The sequence below is a fragment of the Agrobacterium tumefaciens genome (assembly GCA_025559845.1).
Lineage (GTDB): Bacteria > Pseudomonadota > Alphaproteobacteria > Rhizobiales > Rhizobiaceae > Agrobacterium.
Map to the genome: position 1 here is coordinate 1,203,649 of CP048470.1, position 16,352 is coordinate 1,220,000.

Consider the following 16,352-nt stretch of genomic DNA (forward strand, 5'->3'; position numbering starts at 1 on the left):
TTCATCGTTCCCGTTCAGCAAACCAGCAGCGTTATCCCTGTGATCTGTATTCTCAAGCATCCGATAGGCTGTGCATCGACAAAAAAGGAGCAGATTTCAAGTTATTGAAACTTCTTATGGAAAATCCAAAACGAAAGCGAAATCGCACTTAACTTTCTTTACATCGCATTAACCATAGGAACCCATTTGGCTGTGTATTCAACCCACAGCCCGCCTGTCTGGAAACGAATCTTTCAGAAATCTTTGTTGGCGTCAGAGTACCTCCATAAGCTCGTTTTCGCAACTGAACGGGTCCCTTGCCCGTTCCCTCGCCTTATTGCCGCACGGCTCCTGCTCCAGCGTCGCTGCGGTTACGCAGTTGGGCCATCAGCATCGCATTAAGGTCGAAACTGCCGTCACGCGCCTTCTGTGTCAGATTACGCAGGTATCCGCCAAGAGAGCTGATCTGCTCGGCCTTCTGCAACAGGCACGCCAGGACTGCCGCCGTTGCGTGACGACCAAGAATGACAACCGCATCCTGATAAGCGGAAGGGCTGATATTGAACATGGTTTTGACCACTGATGTCGCAACCTCGAGATCTCGCCATCCTGTCACTCGGGAAGCTGGGGCATAGAGGGCAATGTCTGGGCAAGCTTTCAAAACCAAAACAATATCAGGAACAAAAAATTGCTTTTGAAGAACAGGCTTTGACTGTGGGTGATCGGGTTTTACGTTGCTGGTGACGGCAACCTGTACAGGCGTGGCTTGTGGGGCAGCCGGCACAACGCCGCTGGTTTGATCGAAAATGGCCGCTTCAGATATAGATTCGGATTCTGAATTCTTTATGTGACGCTCATTTTGGCGGTCATTGCCGCTTATTTTTTCCGATTTCGCAATATTTTCCAGATAGTTGGCAATCTCTGCACGGAGAGAAGCCAGAATATCGGCGATTTTCGCGAGATCAGCGGCTTTCGGGTTACGGCCAAGGGAGTTTGCCGCGGCAGAATAACGGTCCAGGAACTCGGTTGCCTTGTTCACCTGGCCATTGACCGAAATCATCTCGCAGAATTTCTGGATATCCCGACGGAACAGGCTGATCTTCTCACGAAGACGCTGAAGATCGAGACGCTCACCGATGATCTTTTCGGCCATCTCCTCAATCTCTGCTTTGCGGGCAAGAAGTGGTGCGAGCGAAAAACCATAGGCTTCGCTGATTTCGCCACCCCTCGCCTTACGGGCGTATCGTTTTCCGTTCGGACTGTCCTTGCGAATGATAAGGCCGGCGTCCACCAGAGCGGAGAGATGCCGACGCAGAGTTTGTTCGGCCATGCCATGCGCACGCAAAGACAATTGCGCATTGGATGGAAACACCACGAGATCGGCGTCACCAGCAAGTTCGGATTTTGGATAAAAGCTCAAAAGCGCGTTCAGTACCGCCAAGGAACGATCGGTCACGCCAAGCAATGGGCGTGCTTCACAGACGGAGCGATAGAGCTTCCACTTATCGGTGGCCGGAGTTGATTTTATCTTTTGTGCGGCAAATTGGGTTGCGAGAATGTCAAACGACATTGTTCGCCGCCCAAAAGGCGTCGTTACGCATGTGCTGTCCATGTCTTTCACCTTTCACAAGGCAAAAGAAAATCGCTCACCGAAAAATTTCGATGCCAAGACTCTTGACTATGATTCGCGGAAATGAGATTCTTTGGGTGCTTAAATCAAAGAAAGGGCTTCCGCGCGGCAACGTTCGGGGGCTTTTTTCTTTTGGGCTCTAGTCTCCTGTTAGTCGTTGACGTTACAAATCACTGCTTGGACTGATGTTCAGCAAACAGTGTTTGAAGATGTTCCAGAACGAAGTCTGCGAATTCAGGCGCTTCCTTCCGGTCGATCGAGATTTCAACCTTGCGATCGCTCTCGATGATTTTCGCCAGTCTGCTGCCGGTGTCGGAAGACCATACGCCAGCCTTTTTTGCCTGCGCCTTAGGCTTCAGGAAATCGAGAAGCGACTTGAAACGGTCTTCAGAGGCAAGGGCAGCAACGTTTGGTTCCCGGACATAAGCGCGGGCAGCTTCCTTCACCTGCGAGGATGAAAGCTGTTCGGCAAGATCCATCCAGTTGCGGCGGCCGACGCTGGGGGCCGGGCCGATGAGATCGATCAGGTCTTCCGGAATACGACCGACAACGGACAGCATGTTGGAAAGATCGCTCTTGTAGAGAGACATTGCCGCCATGATCGTGTCGCGAGAGAACCGTATCTGCAGCTTCTGGGCAAAACGGGCCTTCTCGATATAGGTGAGATCGCGACGCTCGTTGTTTTCCTGACCCTGGGCGACGACGAGCTGTTCATCGGTCAGATCGCGAACGACGGCTCTGACAGGAATGTTGAGTGCAGAGATGGCGCGCAGACGGCGATGACCGAAAGCGACCTGATAACGACCGGGATATTCCGGGTGTGGACGGACGAGAATAGGAACCTGCTGGCCCTGTTCACGAATGGCTTCCACTAGGCCGGCATCATCTTCTGGAGACGACGGCATTCTGTCCGGAATAAAGGAAGGATCAATATCGGCAGGATCAAGTGAAACGATCGTCAAACCTTCGGCAAGACGCTTTTCGATTTCTTCGGCGCGCTTGCTGCGTTCGTTTACTTCATTCAGCGACTGGCCAATCATGCCGACAGGCGAACCGAGAACATCATTGACGAGTTCCGGAGAGCCGAGGATCGGTCTGATACGGGGACGAGCGCGTTCTTGTGCCGGCTCATTGTTTTCGGCATTCGGCGAACCGAGATTGGCGAAGATCTGTTTCCTGCTCATGCTGCCCTACCCCATGCTTTCTTGATAAGTCCTTCAATCTCGGCATTGACGCTGTTCATGGCATCCAATGCGCGATCGTAAGTGGACCGGGTGAACTGGGTACGTTCTACTTCGAAAAGAGTTTGGTTCGTCAAACCGGCGTCGGAAACGGCGGTGCTCTTCAACATTGGATGGTTGAGAACGTTGTCTCCGAAAATCGAACGGAGAAATGCGACCATCTGGTTTTGCGGTCCGTCGCTCGGTTCAAAACGGGTCACGAGATAACGCATCCAGTTGTAATCGGATTGTGCGCCAGCTCTGCCGATTTCTGCCAGGAGATCGCCGGTCATTGCCAGAAACTGGTTCATCGACATGACATCCAGCATTTGCGGGTGAACGGTGACGAGAACGGAAGTAGCTGCAGTGAGTGCAGAAAGCGTGAGATAACCGAGTTGCGGCGGGCAATCGATCACCACGACATCGTAGAAATTCTGCGCTTGGGCAATCGCCTGGCCAATGCGAGCGAAGAACAGCGTATCGCCAGGAGCGCGGCGCATGAGCGCGCGCGGCGTGTCATGTTCAAACTCCATCAGTTCCAGATTGCCGGGAACGATGTGCAGATCAGGAATATATGTGCCGCGAACGATCTCCGCGATGGGGCGACGTTCGTCGTCGTAGCGGATAGCACCGTACAACGTCTCGTTCGGGCCGACATCGATTTCCGGCTGATGACCGAAAAGAGCCGAAAGACTGGCCTGCGGATCGAGGTCGATCGCGAGCACGCGGTAACCACGCAGTGCCAGATATTGGGAGAGATGAGCGGAGGTGGTCGTCTTGCCGGAGCCACCCTTGAAGTTCATGACCGCGATGACCTGCAGCTCTTCGCCTTCACGGCGGTGCGGCAGATAACGGCGCGTTCCACGAGCGCCCTGGTCAAGAAACTTTCGGATGTTCTGAATGTCATCGACAGAGTAGGAGCGGCGGCCGTTTGCCTGCGCGGCGTCGAGGCCGGGAAGCTCGGCTGCAATCTGACGCAGATAGGCTTCGCCAATACCGATCAGCTTGGCTGTCTCTGCTGGAGAGAAATGCCGCATGCTCTTTTCGGTGTGCGGCGAAAAGGTATTTGCATTGTGCGCCTGCAATTGGGCTGACAACGCAGCCGAATGCTGTTGTATAAGCCCCGTGAGATCGGGAGCCCTTGCAGCAAGTTTTGAGTCGGCGCTCTGTGTCATAGCTCTTCTTTCGCTCGATGGTGCAGTTGCGGTTTTTTCCGAAAAAGACGGTTTTTTCCGCAGCTGAAATATAAGCGCCGATTCTCTTTTGGGCGCAATAGGCTTTTTTTTAGATTCAGAACGCACGCTAAGGCCTTGGCGAAGAATCAAATTTTCGATTTTCACCGCGACGCTGTTAGCCGCGGCTAACCGGCTAAAAGATTCCTCGAAGATTCAAGGATTCTTTGGTCCTTGCAGCCGTGCAGCGCGAAGTTAGCCGCGGTTAACAGCGCCCGGAATGTCTCTGAATCTCTGCTGTGGAAAGTCGTCGTTGAATTGACGGGTGGACTTGGGGCTGGTTTTAATCTCTACTCGTTGACTAGAGTATGCCCGGAATGCGTCATAGGCGTGTTTCTGGGCTGGGTGCGCATGAGGAGGTATAGATGTCGTACGACGTTGCCGTGGTCGGGACGGGGTTCTCGGCTATCTCTGTAACCATACAGTTGCTGTCGTCCCTGCCCACTGACGCTTCCATTGCCATCGTTGGAGATGACACGGACTTCGGGCGCGGAACAGCTTACCGGACGGAATTACCGTTCCATCGACTGAACGTTCCGGCCGGCCGAATGAGTCTGTTTCCAGAGCGCCCTGATGATTTCCTGAACTGGCTTGCCGAAAAAGGGATTGGCAGCGATCCACTGGCGTTCGCGTCACGCGGTGACTATGGGCTTTATTTGAGAGACCGGCTGGCGTCTCTTCTGAGAGGCCGCGACCAGCGGGTGCGTGTCGACTTCGTGCGCGCGAAAGCGTCGGCATGTCGCCCCGACGGAGTGGACAGTTTCTCATTCTGCCTTGAGAATGGTGAGACGATGACGGCGAAGAACGTCATTCTTTGTCTCGGTCTTGGCGCGGCGAGTTTGCCGGTAGAAACAAGCAATGGCCAGCCAGCGAATATTGTTAGCCACTGCTGGTCTCCAGGCTGGTTGTCCCGTGTGCGCTCCGGCGACCGCGTCTGTATTCTCGGGTCTGGATTGACGATGATCGATCAAGTGATGACGCTGCGCGGGAAGGGGCATCGAGGCCCCATCCATGTTTTGTCACGCCGCGGGCTTGCGCCGCATCCCCACTTGAATCCGCCACTGACACCAAAAGAGCCGTTGTTGCCTGACGAAACGACAGAGATCAGCGCGCTATTGTCGGCGTTACGTCAGCAGGTGCGGAACGGAGAACCCTGGCGTAGTGTGATGGATGGGCTCCGTCCGAAAACGCAGGCGCTCTGGCAGCGCCTGACACCTACGCAACGTAGCCGCTTCCTGCGTCACGCGTTGCCGTGGTGGAACATTCACCGGCACCGGATTGCGCCGGAAGTTCATCAGGTATTTGCGCGCCTTCGTGACGAAGGTGTCGTGAAAATTCACGCAGGTTATCTGCGGTCATTCGCACAAAGCGAAGACGGCGTGGCTGTCGGGTATCGCCGTAGGCATACGCAGGATGTGATATCCCTGGAGGTTGACTGGGTGGTTAACTGTACCGGTATGGAGCGCGCGGGTATCGGCCACTCGCCGCTTCTTCAGATGATGAAGAATGACGACGTGATCACGCTCGATGCACTGGGACTCGGGGTCGAAGTAGATGGGGAGTCGCGTCTATTGATGCCAGACGGCGGCGCATGGGGCGGGCTTTTCGCTGCCGGTGCTTTGACGGCCGGCCGTTTCTGGGAAATTACCGCGGTCCCGGATATTCGCGTTCAGGCGCAAAAGATTGCGCAAACAGTTGCAAATCGGGTCGAGGCGAGCATCGCCGGGGGCGCGGCATAGAAATCGTAATAGTCTTGGGTTGATGTCCCGAGGCAAAGTCCTGTTACGGACATCGCACATGTTTGCGTTGCCGCTATTTGAGGGTGAAGTTAGCCGCGGCTAACTCGCCGCTAACGCACATCACTCTCCCCCGGAATCTGGCGTATTCAGTCTTGACTACGCCTTCCCGTGCGCAGAAGCACACTGTCCGATGATCTCTCGCTATTGACGTGCTGGAATAGCGTGACCATCAGCACAGCATTCCGACGTCTAAATAATTTACATAATTTGTGGCGTGCACTGCTGAAATGCGATACAAATCACCAAATATCCTGTTTTCTATGAAAATTGTTTGCGAGGACCGATGTCAGAACACAAGTTGATCCGTTTCGAAGCCGCGGATAGCCAGGCAGGCGGGCAGCGCCGCCCTTTTGCGAAAGCCGTTCGCGCAGGTGATTTTGTGTATGTATCCGGTCAGGTGCCCACTGTTGACGGTGAAGTGGTGACGGGTGGCATTGTCGCACAGACGGAGCAGGTCGTGGCTAACATCAAGGACGTACTGGCACTTGCCGATTGCACGCTCGCTGACGTTGTCAAAGTCAATGTCTGGCTCGACGATGCCAGAGACTTCTCCAGCTTCAACGCTGTCTTTCAGAAGCACTTTATTGATCACCCTCCGGCGCGTTCCACCGTGCAGTCACCTCTCATGGTGGATGCGAAAGTTGAAATGGACGTGATTGCCTACAAGCCTCTGGCCTAAATACCGAAACTCTGCGGAACTCCGTTATGACATATCCATGGCCCGTTCAGGGAACACCACTCGAGCAAGTCGCAACGCCAATGCCTGTCATCGACGAGGATCGGCTTGCTGCCAACATCCTCCGGGCTCAGGACTATCTGAACGGCCATGGTAAGAGTTTCCGTCCGCATATCAAGACACACAAGATCCCGGCGATTGCGCGTCAGCAGGTTGAGGCCGGTGCCATCGGGATCAATTGTCAGAAGGTGACTGAGGCAGAAGTTTTCGCCGAGGCAGGCTTCGATGATATACTTATAACCTATAACATTATGGGCGCGGAGAAGCTGGCACGGCTGAAAGCACTGAATGCGGTGATCGGCAAGCTTTGCGTCGTCGCCGATAGCGCTCATACGGTTGCCGGTCTTGCCGAGACATTCGAAGCATCCAGGCCGCTCTGCGTCCTTGTGGAATGCGATACAGGCGGAAAGCGATGCGGTGTACAGACGCCGGAAGCGGCTGTTGCATTGGCAGAAATGATTGCTGCGGCGCCCGGACTGACTTTCAAAGGTATCCTGACATACCCGGCACCGGGCGGCGCGGAGAAAGTCGAAGGCTTCATTGTCCGCACAATGGCTCTGCTTGCAGAAAAAGGCATCGACTGCCAGGTTCGATCCAGTGGCGGTTCGCCGGATTTCTTCTCGGCCCATCTTGTGCCTTCAGCCACCGAGCACCGTGCTGGCACCTATGTCTACAACGACCGCAGCATGGTGCGTGCGGGCCATTGCACTGTGGACGATCTTGCCATGTGTGTCCTGGCGACGGTGGTATCTCGACCGACGTCGGACCGTGCCGTTCTCGATGCGGGCTCCAAAGCACTCACATCGGATCTGCTTGGCTTCAGTGACTACGGCCTGATCGAAGGCTACGACGCGGCGCGTATCATCTCCCTTTCTGAAGAGCATGCCGTTGTCGATCTTTCAGCTTGCGATATGAAGCCGGAGATCGGCGATGTGGTGAAGGTCACGCCCAATCATACCTGCGTTGTCAGCAATCTTTTCGACAGGATGGTTTTTCATCGAGGCGGCATTGTCACCCGTGTCGAAGACGTCGCCGCGCGCGGAACAGTCTGGTAATTTATCCGGCTAAATAAAATGGCGAGACATTCTCGCCATTTTCACGAAATCGTATCGAGAAGTCCAAATCATGCGCATCTTCACGGCATCGCTCGCAACAGAAACCAATACGTTTTCTCCGGTTCCGACCGATATGGATGCGTTCAAGGCTGCTTTTTATGCTGGCCCGGGTGAGCATCCTGAAACACCGACGCTCTGCTCATCGCCTGTCCCGATCCTGCGTCGCAGAGGCAGGGCGGAGGGTTTTACGGTGATTGAGGGGACGTCCTGCTGGGCCGAACCTGCGGGTCTGATACAGCGCAAAACTTACGAGACCTTGCGCGATACGATCCTTGCGGAGCTTCGCGCCGCCATGCCTGTCGATGCCGTCGTCCTCGGCCTGCATGGTGCCATGGTTGCGCAAGGTTATGACGATCCTGAGGGAGATTTACTCTCGCGAATTCGCTCTATGGTCGGAAAGGATGTCCTGATTGCCGCGGAGTTTGACCCGCACAGTCATCTGACCCCCATGCGTGTCGAAAATCTCGATATCATGGCAACCTTCCTCGAATTTCCGCATACGGATTTCGAGGAACGAGGAGAGCACGTCGTTGAACTGGCACTGCGTACGCTTCGTGGCGAGATCAGACCGGTCATCTCGACGTTCGATTGCCGTATGATCACCATCTATCCGACCAGCCGCGAGCCGATGCGGTCTTACGTCGATCGTTTGAAGGCGATGGAAGGCAAGGACGGCATTCTCTCCATTTCAGTTATTCACGGGTTCATGGCTGGTGATGTGCCTGACATGGGAACACGAATCATCGTCGTCAGTGATGGCGACAAGGCCAAGGGCGATGCACTGGCCGAAAAACTGGGCCATGAGCTCTATCGTATGCGCAAGCAGACCGCGATGCCGATGCTCGAAACAGAGGCCGGACTGGACAAGGCGCTGGAAATTCTGCGCGCAAGGCCCGACATGCCGGTTGTCGTTTCGGACATCTGGGATAACCCGGGTGGCGGTGTTGCCGGCGACGCGACCTATATCCTGCGACGTATGGTCGAGCGCGGCATGGATAACATCGGTGTTGCGACGATCTGGGACCCGATCGCCGTGTCATTTTGCCATGCGGCGGGTGAGGGGGCCGAGATCGATCTTCGTATCGGTGGGAAATCCAGTCCCCAGGGCGGAGATCCGCTCGATTTCCGCGTCAGAGTCGTTCGCACCGCTGAAGCAGGATGGCAGAGTTTTAGAAACAGCCGCGTGACGCTTGGCCGTGCCGCGGTCGTCAGACCGGTTGGCACTGATATCGACATCATTTTGATCACCAGCCGGACGCAAACTTATGAGCCGGATATCTTTTCCAATCTGGGCGTCGATTTTGCAAAGAAGAATGTGTTGCTGGTGAAATCCACCAACCACTTCCATGCGGGGTTTGCACCGGTCGCCTCGGAGATCGTCTACATTGCCGCGCCGACCTCCTATCCCACCGATCCGTCCAAAACAGACTACCGCAAGGCCAGTCTTGAACTTTGGCCACGGATTGCCGATCCGCTCAGATTGGACTGAGAGTGCTTTGATCCCAACTCAGATTCGAATGAGCTCGATGAGGAAATAGCTGCCTTCCGGCTTGTCGGGGAGAACAGAGATGTTCACCCCGGTCTCCAGCATAAGCGCGTCCATGTCTTTCAAATGGTGGACGGCACCGGCACCGGAGACCGTGACCGGCCCAACGGCAAGAAGAAGCGTTTGCGTTGCCGTTGTCTCGGCAGAAGACAACGGGCCGACATGCCTGTGAACGCTGTGACGCCATGTGTCGCGTCGTGTCATGACATTGAGATCGACAATCGCTCCGTCAGGAAGGGTGGCGTGGACGCGAACATCTGCCGGAAAGGGCAGGGGCGGGCTGGCCTTTGTCAGTAAAACGGGATTGTCGTTCTCGATCGCAAGAGCCATGCCGTTTCCCTGCAGAATGGACAGAGTACGGTCTATCCCGGGGAAAATCGAAAAGGGTCCATCGTTCGCGACAGTCGCCATACTGATGCGCCACTCGAATGTTTCAACAGAGGCGTCAGCCGGGAATATGGCGATTTCCACGGTCTCACCACCACCGTTTTTCCACGGCATGCGTTTGTAGTCACGGGCGTGCAACGATTTCATCGAGGTCTCCGGCAAGCTATCGCTTCGTCAGCGTTTGCGGTCATTGGCAATCCGTTTTTCAATCTCTCTGCGAGATGCGTTAAGGTCGACCCTTCGCCCGCTTAACTTTTCAATTGCCGCGATCGCGAGGTCGGCGGCAACGTAATCCGATTTATGGCCAAGGTTTTTTACGACAACCAATATCGATCCGGCGATGTCTCTGGCGAGATGTCGGGCGTGTATTTCGGCCGAAACGATCTGGTCCGCATCACCGGTTATTATGATCGTTGGAGCCTTGATTGCGGGATACTGTCGCGAAGCGGTCCGCGCCCAGTCACTCAAGGCTGAAATTTCCCGCGCATTGTGTCTGAAGGCGTTTGGTCGGAGCGCGTTGAGCGCGCGTGTTCCCCTGATGTAGTTCGGAGGAGGTGTATTGGGCGCAAACACCCCGCGTATCGCCTGGTTTATGGCCAGAATGCCAAGTGGCGGTGCGACCACGGTGCTGAACATTGACCCAAAGACAGGAGCGCTGGCAGCCGAGTAATACCAAGCAATGCCACTGTCCCACGGATAAAGCGCCGGCGACAGGAAGAGGAGCCCCGACACCATTTCAGGATGACGGATAACAAGCGCTGCGGCGATGGCGCCTCCAAATGAGTGACCAACGATAATGGCACGCGAGATCCCGCGCTTGCGCATCAGTTCAGCGATTGCATCCGCCTGGCCATCCGGCCGAATTGCGTCTTGCCCACCCGCGTCGGAACCGCCATGACCGGGCCGGTCAACGAATAACAGCCGTGATCTGCCTTTCAGTTTTGAAAGAAACGCGAAGACCGGATCGTAAAGGCTGGTGCTGGCGCCATGAATAAAGACGATCGCGGGGAGATCGGCGCCGGGCCCTGGCTCGACCAGCAAACTGTTGAGCTTGTAGCCACCGACGTCGATCCGCACTGGTCGATCATCCCTGGTCTCCGAAGCCATGCCCACCCCATGCCAGACAGTAAGGACGATGCCCGTCATGAAAAGGGCAATGAACCTGCGAGGCCGGCGGGATAAATCTTCCATTGCCGCCGACCAAATCGTCATACCCGCCCCGAACACTCTTCACGAAATTCGACGATCGGAACCGGAGCTCCGACCATCTATCAGGAATACGGCGGCAAACCGGCAAAAGTTTCACCGCAGCCTTTCGTTTTCAGTTTCCCAGAATGCCGGGCAGGCGAAGACCCTGTTCTTTCGCGCAGTCGATCGCGATGTCGTAACCGGCATCGGCGTGGCGCATCACGCCGGTCGCCGGGTCGTTCCACAAAACCCGCTCGATGCGACGGGAAGCGTCATCGCTACCATCGCAGCAAATGACCATGCCAGAATGTTGCGAAAAGCCCATGCCGACACCGCCGCCGTGGTGCAACGATACCCAGGTGGCGCCGGATGCCGTGTTGAGCAGCGCATTCAGAAGCGGCCAGTCGGACACGGCATCTGATCCATCCTTCATGGCTTCCGTTTCGCGATTCGGGGACGCGACCGATCCACTGTCGAGGTGGTCACGACCGATGACGATCGGCGCTTTCAATTCACCATTCCTCACCATCTCATTGAAGGCGAGGCCGAGACGATGACGATCGCCGAGACCAACCCAGCAAATTCGCGCCGGAAGACCCTGGAAGGCGATGCGTTCGCGCGCCATGTCCAGCCAGTTGTGCAGGTGCTTGTTATCAGGCAACAGCTCCCTCACCTTCGCATCGGTCTTGTAGATATCCTCCGGGTCACCGGACAGGGCAGCCCAACGGAACGGGCCGATACCGCGGCAAAACAGCGGGCGGATATAGGCCGGAACAAAACCCGGAAAGGCAAAAGCATTTTCAAGGCCCTCGTCTTTGGCCACCTGACGAATGTTGTTGCCGTAGTCGAGGGTGGGAACGCCTGCGTTCCAGAAATCCACCATCGCCTGAACGTGCACCTTCATCGATGCGCGGGCGGCAGCTTCAACGGCCTTGGGATCGCTTTCCTGTTTGGCGCGCCACTCGGCAACGGTCCATCCGGCAGGCAGATAACCATGGATCGGATCGTGAGCTGAAGTCTGGTCGGTGACGATATCAGGGCGAATGCCCCGTCGGACGAGTTCAGGGAAGACGTCCGCCGCGTTACCGATCAGGCCAACGGACTTTGCCTCGCCGGCTTTCGTCCACTGGTCGATCAGCGCCAATGCTTCGTCCAGCGTGTGAGCCTTCGCATCGACGTAACGGGTGCGAAGCCGGAAGTCGACGCGGGTTTCGTCGCATTCTACGGCAAGGCAGCAGGCGCCGGCCATGACTGCAGCAAGTGGCTGCGCACCGCCCATGCCACCGAGACCGCCGGTCAAAATCCATTTGCCCTTGAGGTTGCCTTCATAATGTTGGCGTCCGGCTTCCACAAAGGTCTCGTAAGTTCCCTGCACGATGCCCTGCGTGCCGATGTAGATCCACGAACCGGCTGTCATCTGGCCGTACATGGCAAGACCCTTTTTATCCAGTTCGTTGAAATGGTCCCATGTCGCCCAGTGCGGTACGAGATTGGAATTGGCGATCAAAACACGCGGTGCATCCTTGTGAGTGCGGAACACACCGACCGGTTTGCCCGACTGCACCACCAGCGTCTCATCTTCGTTGAGGTCCTTCAGGGTCGCGACAATCCGATCAAAATCGTCCCATGTGCGCGCTGCGCGACCAATGCCGCCATAGACCACCAGTTCATGCGGACGCTCGGCGACATCGGGATCGAGATTGTTCATCAGCATGCGAAGCGGCGCTTCGGTCATCCAGCTTTTTGCGTTGAGTTCGGTGCCCTGCGGAGCGCGGACATCGCGGATATTGTGGCGCGGATTGTTCATGCTGTTTCCCCTTGTGGTTTCATCTCGGACGCAGCTTTTTCGATGCGCGTCAGAATGGCTTTCAGATGGGCACGAAGACGCCCGGCTTTCTGCTCGTCATAAGCAAAAGGCGGCTCTTGTTTTTGCAGATGTGTGGATTGGGCGAGCTCCATTTGAATGGCATGCGCTCCGGTTTCCGGTCTGCCATAATGGCGCGTCGTCCAGCCGCCTTTGAAACGGCCGTTCAGGATGCTGGTGTAACCTTCCGCCGTGTCTGTGACGTCAACAGCGATCTTCTCGATTGCGGGATCGCAGGTCTTGCCCATGTCCGTGCCGATATTGAAATCCGGCAGCTTGCCCTCGAACAGAAACGGAATATGCGAGCGGATCGAATGGCAATCGTAAAGGATGGCAACGCCATGCAGGGCTTTCACACGCTCAATCTCGGCAGCAAGTGCGGCATGATAGGGCAGGTGGAATGTCTCCAGCCGATAAGCGATATCGGTTTCATCCGGTTCTTCTCCCGAAGTCCAGATGGATTTCCCATCAAAATCCGTCTCAGGGATAAGGCCGGTGGTGTTCTGGCCGGGATAGAGGCTGGTACCGGACGGATCGCGGTTTGCGTCGATGACGTATCGGTGGAACGTTGCCCGAACCGTCGTCGCCTCCGGCAACAGACCCGCATAAAGCTCATGAATATGCCAATCAGTGTCCGCGAGGATGCGTCCATTGTCATTCAAGCGGTTCCAGATCGGCGCCGGCACGTCGTTACCGGTGTGGGGAAAAGCTAAAATGACCGGTGAATTGCCACGTTGCAGTTCAAAGACAGACATCTCAAACCTCCAGTTTTGGCAAGATGTTGGTCGAGATTGCTGAAACGAGCGCGCCCGTCGCAATCAATTCTGCCGCTGTCTTCAGCTCCGGTGCCATGAAGCGGTCGTCTTCCAAGGATGGAATTTCGGCGCGAAGCACGTCGATCGCCTTCTGCAGTTCGGGGCTCGTTTTCAGCGGGCCGCGCAGTTCGACACCCTGTACTGCCGACAGTGCCTCGATGCCGAGAATGGCAAAGAGGTTTTCGGTCATCGCCAGAAGGCGACGTGCGCCGTGGCAGGCCATGGAAACATGGTCTTCCTGGTTGGCGGAGGTTGGTGTCGAATCGACCGAGGCCGGATGAGACATCTGTTTGTTTTCGCTCATCAGCGCCGCGGATGTGACTTCCGCGATCATCAGGCCTGAGTTCAAACCGGGCTTTTTCGACAGGAAGGCCGGTAGGCCGTAAGACAGTGAGGGATCAACCAGAAGTGCGATGCGTCGTTGGGCGATTGCACCGATTTCGCAAATTGCCAACGCGATCTGGTCGGCGGCAAAGGCCACCGGCTCGGCATGGAAGTTTCCGCCTGAGACGACAGAATTGTCGGAGAGCACCAGCGGATTGTCCGTCACGGCATTGGCTTCGATCTCGAGCGTTCGGGCGACCTGACGCAGAAGGTCCAGGCAGGCGCCGTCGACCTGTGGTTGGCAGCGAATGCAGTAGGGGTCCTGTACACGCTCATCCCCTTCAATATGACTGACGCGAATTTCGGAGCCTTCAAGAAGCTGGCGCAGGGCAGCACCAGCATCGATCTGACCTTTATGGCCGCGCAGGGTGTGAATATCCGGATGGAAAGGCGCGGACGAACCCATGGCCGCGTCGGTGGAAAGCGCACCGGTGATCAACGCCGCCTGTGCTGCCCGATGCGCCCTGAAAAGGCCGGCAAGGGCGAGCGCCGTGGACGTCTGTGTGCCATTGATGAGGGCAAGACCTTCTTTTGCGGCGAGAACGACCGGTTGAAGCGCGGCTTTCGCCAGCGCCTCTGCTGCAGGCAAAAGTGCGCCCTGATAAAAGGCCTCGCCTTCCCCCATCATGACAGCTGCCATATGAGCAAGCGGCGCCAGATCGCCGGATGCGCCAACCGAACCTTTTTCCGGAATGGCGGGAATGACGCCCTTATCGAGCATCCCTTCAATCAGGCGGACAAGCTCCAGCCGCACGCCGGATGCGCCACGGCCGAGCGAAATGAGCTTCAAGGCCATGATCAGGCGAACGACGTTTTCCGGCAATGGCGCGCCGACGCCGCAGCAATGCGAGAGGATGAGATTGCGCTGCAGGGTGGCAACGTCGGCAGCATCGATCTTGATCGAAGCGAGTTTGCCGAAGCCGGTGTTGATCCCATAAACCGGGGCGTTGCCGGCTGCGATTTCGGCAATACGCCGCGCAGCCTTTTCAATGCCGGCATCAAACGAGCGGTCAAGTCTGGCGGCGCCGTTGTTCCAGTAGATGTTGGCGAGATCGGTAAGCGGCACCGCGCCTGGATGAAGTGTGATCGTCATGGGGAAACCGTCTCTCCCTTGAAAATGCGGCTATGAAGCGGGTTAAAACCGATGCGGTAAACAAGCTCGCTTGGGCGCTCGATGTCCCAGATTGCCAGGTCCGCAGACTTGCCAACCTCCAGCGTGCCGGTTTCCGAGGTGAGGCCGAGTGCTTTTGCGGCCGTGCGGGTCGTGGCGGTCAGGCATTCTTCCACGGTCAGACGGAAGAGTGTCGCGCCCATGTTCATCGTCAACAATAGAGAGGTCAGCGGTGAGGTGCCGGGATTGCAATCGGTGGCCAGCGCGATGTCGCAAACCGCATCACGCAATGCCTGAACAGGGGGCGCCTGTTTTTCACGCAATGCATAAAAGGCACCTGGAAGAAGAACGGCAACCGTTCCCGCCTCGGCCAGTGCGTTCGCGCCTTTCTCATCCAGATACTCCAGATGATCGGCGGAAAGAGCGCCAAAAGAAGCGGCCAGCTCGGAACCACCGAGATTGGAAAGCTGTTCGGCATGGAGTTTGACGGGCAGACCGAGCTGTTTTGCCTTGTCGAACACGCGGCGCATGTCTTCCACGGAGAAGGCGATGCCTTCGCAAAAACCGTCGACGGCATCGACCAGGCCTTCGGCATGGGCCTGTTCAAGCCCGGGCAGAACGACATCGTTGATGTAATCTGCGTTTCGACCCTTGTATTCTGTCGGCGTCGCGTGGGCGGCAAGATAGCTGGTAAGGATGCGGATCGGGCGAAGTGTCTGCAGTTTGCGCGCCACACGCAGCATTTTAAGTTCGGTCTCGATATTGAGGCCGTAACCCGACTTGATTTCGATGGTCGAAACGCCTTCGGAAAGCAACGTATCGAGACGGGGCAGGGCCTGCGCCACCAGTGCTTCTTCTGAAAGTGTGCGCGTATCCCGCACGGAAGAGACGATGCCGCCGCCCGCCTTGGCGATTTCCTCGTAGGTTGCGCCATTCAAACGCATCTCGAATTCCATGGCGCGATTGCCACCGAAGACCAGATGGGTGTGGCAGTCGATCAGTGCGGGAGTGATCCAGCGTCCCTGGCAATCGATCGTCTTATTTATGTCGGCGAGGTCGGCGGGCAAGGCGGCTTCCGCGCCGACAAAGACGATACGTCCGTTTCGAACGGCAATCGCTCCGTTTTCGATGATTCCCAGGCCGGTCAGTGATGGGTCGAGGGTCGCGAGCCGAGCGTTACGCCACACCTTTTCGGACAAAAGCGAGGTTGTTTCGTTCGAAGATTTGTTCCCGGGCATCTGTTTTCGCCTTTCTTTTATGATCTAAATGTATATACATAATAGTCGACTTGGCAAGCTGGAAAAATCCTCGTTATGGATCGCCCTGCTCTGCACGAACCGAGAGGG

At 56.3% G+C, this 16,352-nt stretch carries 13 protein-coding genes; 4 read left to right on the forward strand and 9 right to left on the reverse strand.

The features are described from left to right. Positions 1-313 precede the first annotated feature (313 nt). The 3 genes from FY156_21885 to repA form a co-directional block, all read right to left on the reverse strand. Positions 314-1,591 carry a replication initiation protein RepC gene (locus FY156_21885; GenBank protein UXS04149.1) on the reverse strand — a complete coding sequence of 426 codons (1,278 nt, stop codon included), beginning with the start codon at positions 1,589-1,591 and terminating at the stop codon, positions 314-316. 188 nt (positions 1,592-1,779) lie between these two features. After that, on the reverse strand, positions 1,780-2,793 hold the full coding sequence (gene repB, locus FY156_21890; protein UXS04150.1) for a plasmid partitioning protein RepB: 1,014 nt from the start codon (positions 2,791-2,793) through the stop codon (positions 1,780-1,782). Next, a complete protein-coding gene (repA, locus tag FY156_21895) occupies positions 2,790-4,004 on the reverse strand; it encodes a plasmid partitioning protein RepA (GenBank protein ID UXS04151.1) in 1,215 nt (404 codons plus the stop codon). The genes repB and repA overlap by 4 nt, the downstream gene beginning before the upstream one ends. 422 nt (positions 4,005-4,426) lie before the next feature. On the opposite strand from repA, the gene FY156_21900 reads away from it, so the two are divergent. The 4 genes from FY156_21900 to FY156_21915 all read left to right on the forward strand — a co-directional run bounded on the left by FY156_21900 (position 4,427) and on the right by FY156_21915 (position 9,200). Further along, positions 4,427-5,800, forward strand: a complete 1,374-nt coding sequence (locus FY156_21900; protein ID UXS04152.1) for an FAD-dependent pyridine nucleotide-disulfide oxidoreductase — start codon at positions 4,427-4,429, stop codon at positions 5,798-5,800. Positions 5,801-6,143: 343 nt separating this feature from the next. Continuing rightward, positions 6,144-6,539 carry a RidA family protein gene (locus tag FY156_21905; GenBank protein ID UXS04153.1) on the forward strand — a complete coding sequence of 132 codons (396 nt, stop codon included), beginning with the start codon at positions 6,144-6,146 and terminating at the stop codon, positions 6,537-6,539. A gap of 26 nt (positions 6,540-6,565) precedes the next feature. Further along, positions 6,566-7,651: a D-TA family PLP-dependent enzyme gene (locus tag FY156_21910; protein ID UXS04154.1), complete on the forward strand. Its 1,086-nt coding sequence runs from the start codon at positions 6,566-6,568 to the stop codon at positions 7,649-7,651. A gap of 70 nt (positions 7,652-7,721) precedes the next feature. Beyond that, positions 7,722-9,200 carry a M81 family metallopeptidase gene (locus FY156_21915; protein ID UXS04155.1) on the forward strand — a complete coding sequence of 493 codons (1,479 nt, stop codon included), beginning with the start codon at positions 7,722-7,724 and terminating at the stop codon, positions 9,198-9,200. An 18-nt stretch (positions 9,201-9,218) separates the two neighbouring features. Here the strand turns inward: FY156_21915 and FY156_21920 are convergent, their stop codons facing one another. From FY156_21920 to FY156_21945, 6 genes are all read right to left on the reverse strand, one after another. Continuing rightward, positions 9,219-9,758, reverse strand: a complete 540-nt coding sequence (locus FY156_21920) for a HutD family protein (GenBank protein UXS05199.1) — start codon at positions 9,756-9,758, stop codon at positions 9,219-9,221. Between the two features lie 60 nt (positions 9,759-9,818). Further along, the gene (locus FY156_21925) at positions 9,819-10,835 is read right to left on the reverse strand and encodes an alpha/beta hydrolase (GenBank protein UXS05200.1); all 1,017 of its coding nucleotides are present in this window, start codon (positions 10,833-10,835) and stop codon (positions 9,819-9,821) included. Positions 10,836-10,965: 130 nt separating this feature from the next. Further along, positions 10,966-12,639 carry a urocanate hydratase gene (locus FY156_21930; protein ID UXS04156.1) on the reverse strand — a complete coding sequence of 558 codons (1,674 nt, stop codon included), beginning with the start codon at positions 12,637-12,639 and terminating at the stop codon, positions 10,966-10,968. Then, positions 12,636-13,451, reverse strand: a complete 816-nt coding sequence (gene hutG / locus FY156_21935) for an N-formylglutamate deformylase (protein ID UXS04157.1) — start codon at positions 13,449-13,451, stop codon at positions 12,636-12,638. The genes FY156_21930 and hutG overlap by 4 nt, the downstream gene beginning before the upstream one ends. Position 13,452: 1 nt before the next feature. Beyond that, positions 13,453-14,988: a histidine ammonia-lyase gene (gene hutH, locus FY156_21940; protein UXS04158.1), complete on the reverse strand. Its 1,536-nt coding sequence runs from the start codon at positions 14,986-14,988 to the stop codon at positions 13,453-13,455. Continuing rightward, a complete protein-coding gene (locus FY156_21945) occupies positions 14,985-16,244 on the reverse strand; it encodes an imidazolonepropionase (GenBank protein UXS04159.1) in 1,260 nt (419 codons plus the stop codon). The genes hutH and FY156_21945 overlap by 4 nt, the downstream gene beginning before the upstream one ends. Between the last annotated feature and the right edge of the window lie 108 nt (positions 16,245-16,352).

What these genes read in the sequence shown, in the direction of transcription:
- FY156_21885 (UXS04149.1), bottom strand. Translation starts at nt 1,591, where the DNA reads ATGGACAGCACATGCGTAACGACGCCTTTTGGGCGGCGAACAATGTCG.
- repB (UXS04150.1), bottom strand. Translation starts at nt 2,793, where the DNA reads ATGAGCAGGAAACAGATCTTCGCCAATCTCGGTTCGCCGAATGCCGAA.
- repA (UXS04151.1), bottom strand. Translation starts at nt 4,004, where the DNA reads ATGACACAGAGCGCCGACTCAAAACTTGCTGCAAGGGCTCCCGATCTC.
- FY156_21900 (UXS04152.1), top strand. Translation starts at nt 4,427, where the DNA reads ATGTCGTACGACGTTGCCGTGGTCGGGACGGGGTTCTCGGCTATCTCT.
- FY156_21905 (UXS04153.1), top strand. Translation starts at nt 6,144, where the DNA reads ATGTCAGAACACAAGTTGATCCGTTTCGAAGCCGCGGATAGCCAGGCA.
- FY156_21910 (UXS04154.1), top strand. Translation starts at nt 6,566, where the DNA reads ATGACATATCCATGGCCCGTTCAGGGAACACCACTCGAGCAAGTCGCA.
- FY156_21915 (UXS04155.1), top strand. Translation starts at nt 7,722, where the DNA reads ATGCGCATCTTCACGGCATCGCTCGCAACAGAAACCAATACGTTTTCT.
- FY156_21920 (UXS05199.1), bottom strand. Translation starts at nt 9,758, where the DNA reads ATGCCGTGGAAAAACGGTGGTGGTGAGACCGTGGAAATCGCCATATTC.
- FY156_21925 (UXS05200.1), bottom strand. Translation starts at nt 10,835, where the DNA reads ATGGAAGATTTATCCCGCCGGCCTCGCAGGTTCATTGCCCTTTTCATG.
- FY156_21930 (UXS04156.1), bottom strand. Translation starts at nt 12,639, where the DNA reads ATGAACAATCCGCGCCACAATATCCGCGATGTCCGCGCTCCGCAGGGC.
- hutG (UXS04157.1), bottom strand. Translation starts at nt 13,451, where the DNA reads ATGTCTGTCTTTGAACTGCAACGTGGCAATTCACCGGTCATTTTAGCT.
- hutH (UXS04158.1), bottom strand. Translation starts at nt 14,988, where the DNA reads ATGACGATCACACTTCATCCAGGCGCGGTGCCGCTTACCGATCTCGCC.
- FY156_21945 (UXS04159.1), bottom strand. Translation starts at nt 16,244, where the DNA reads ATGCCCGGGAACAAATCTTCGAACGAAACAACCTCGCTTTTGTCCGAA.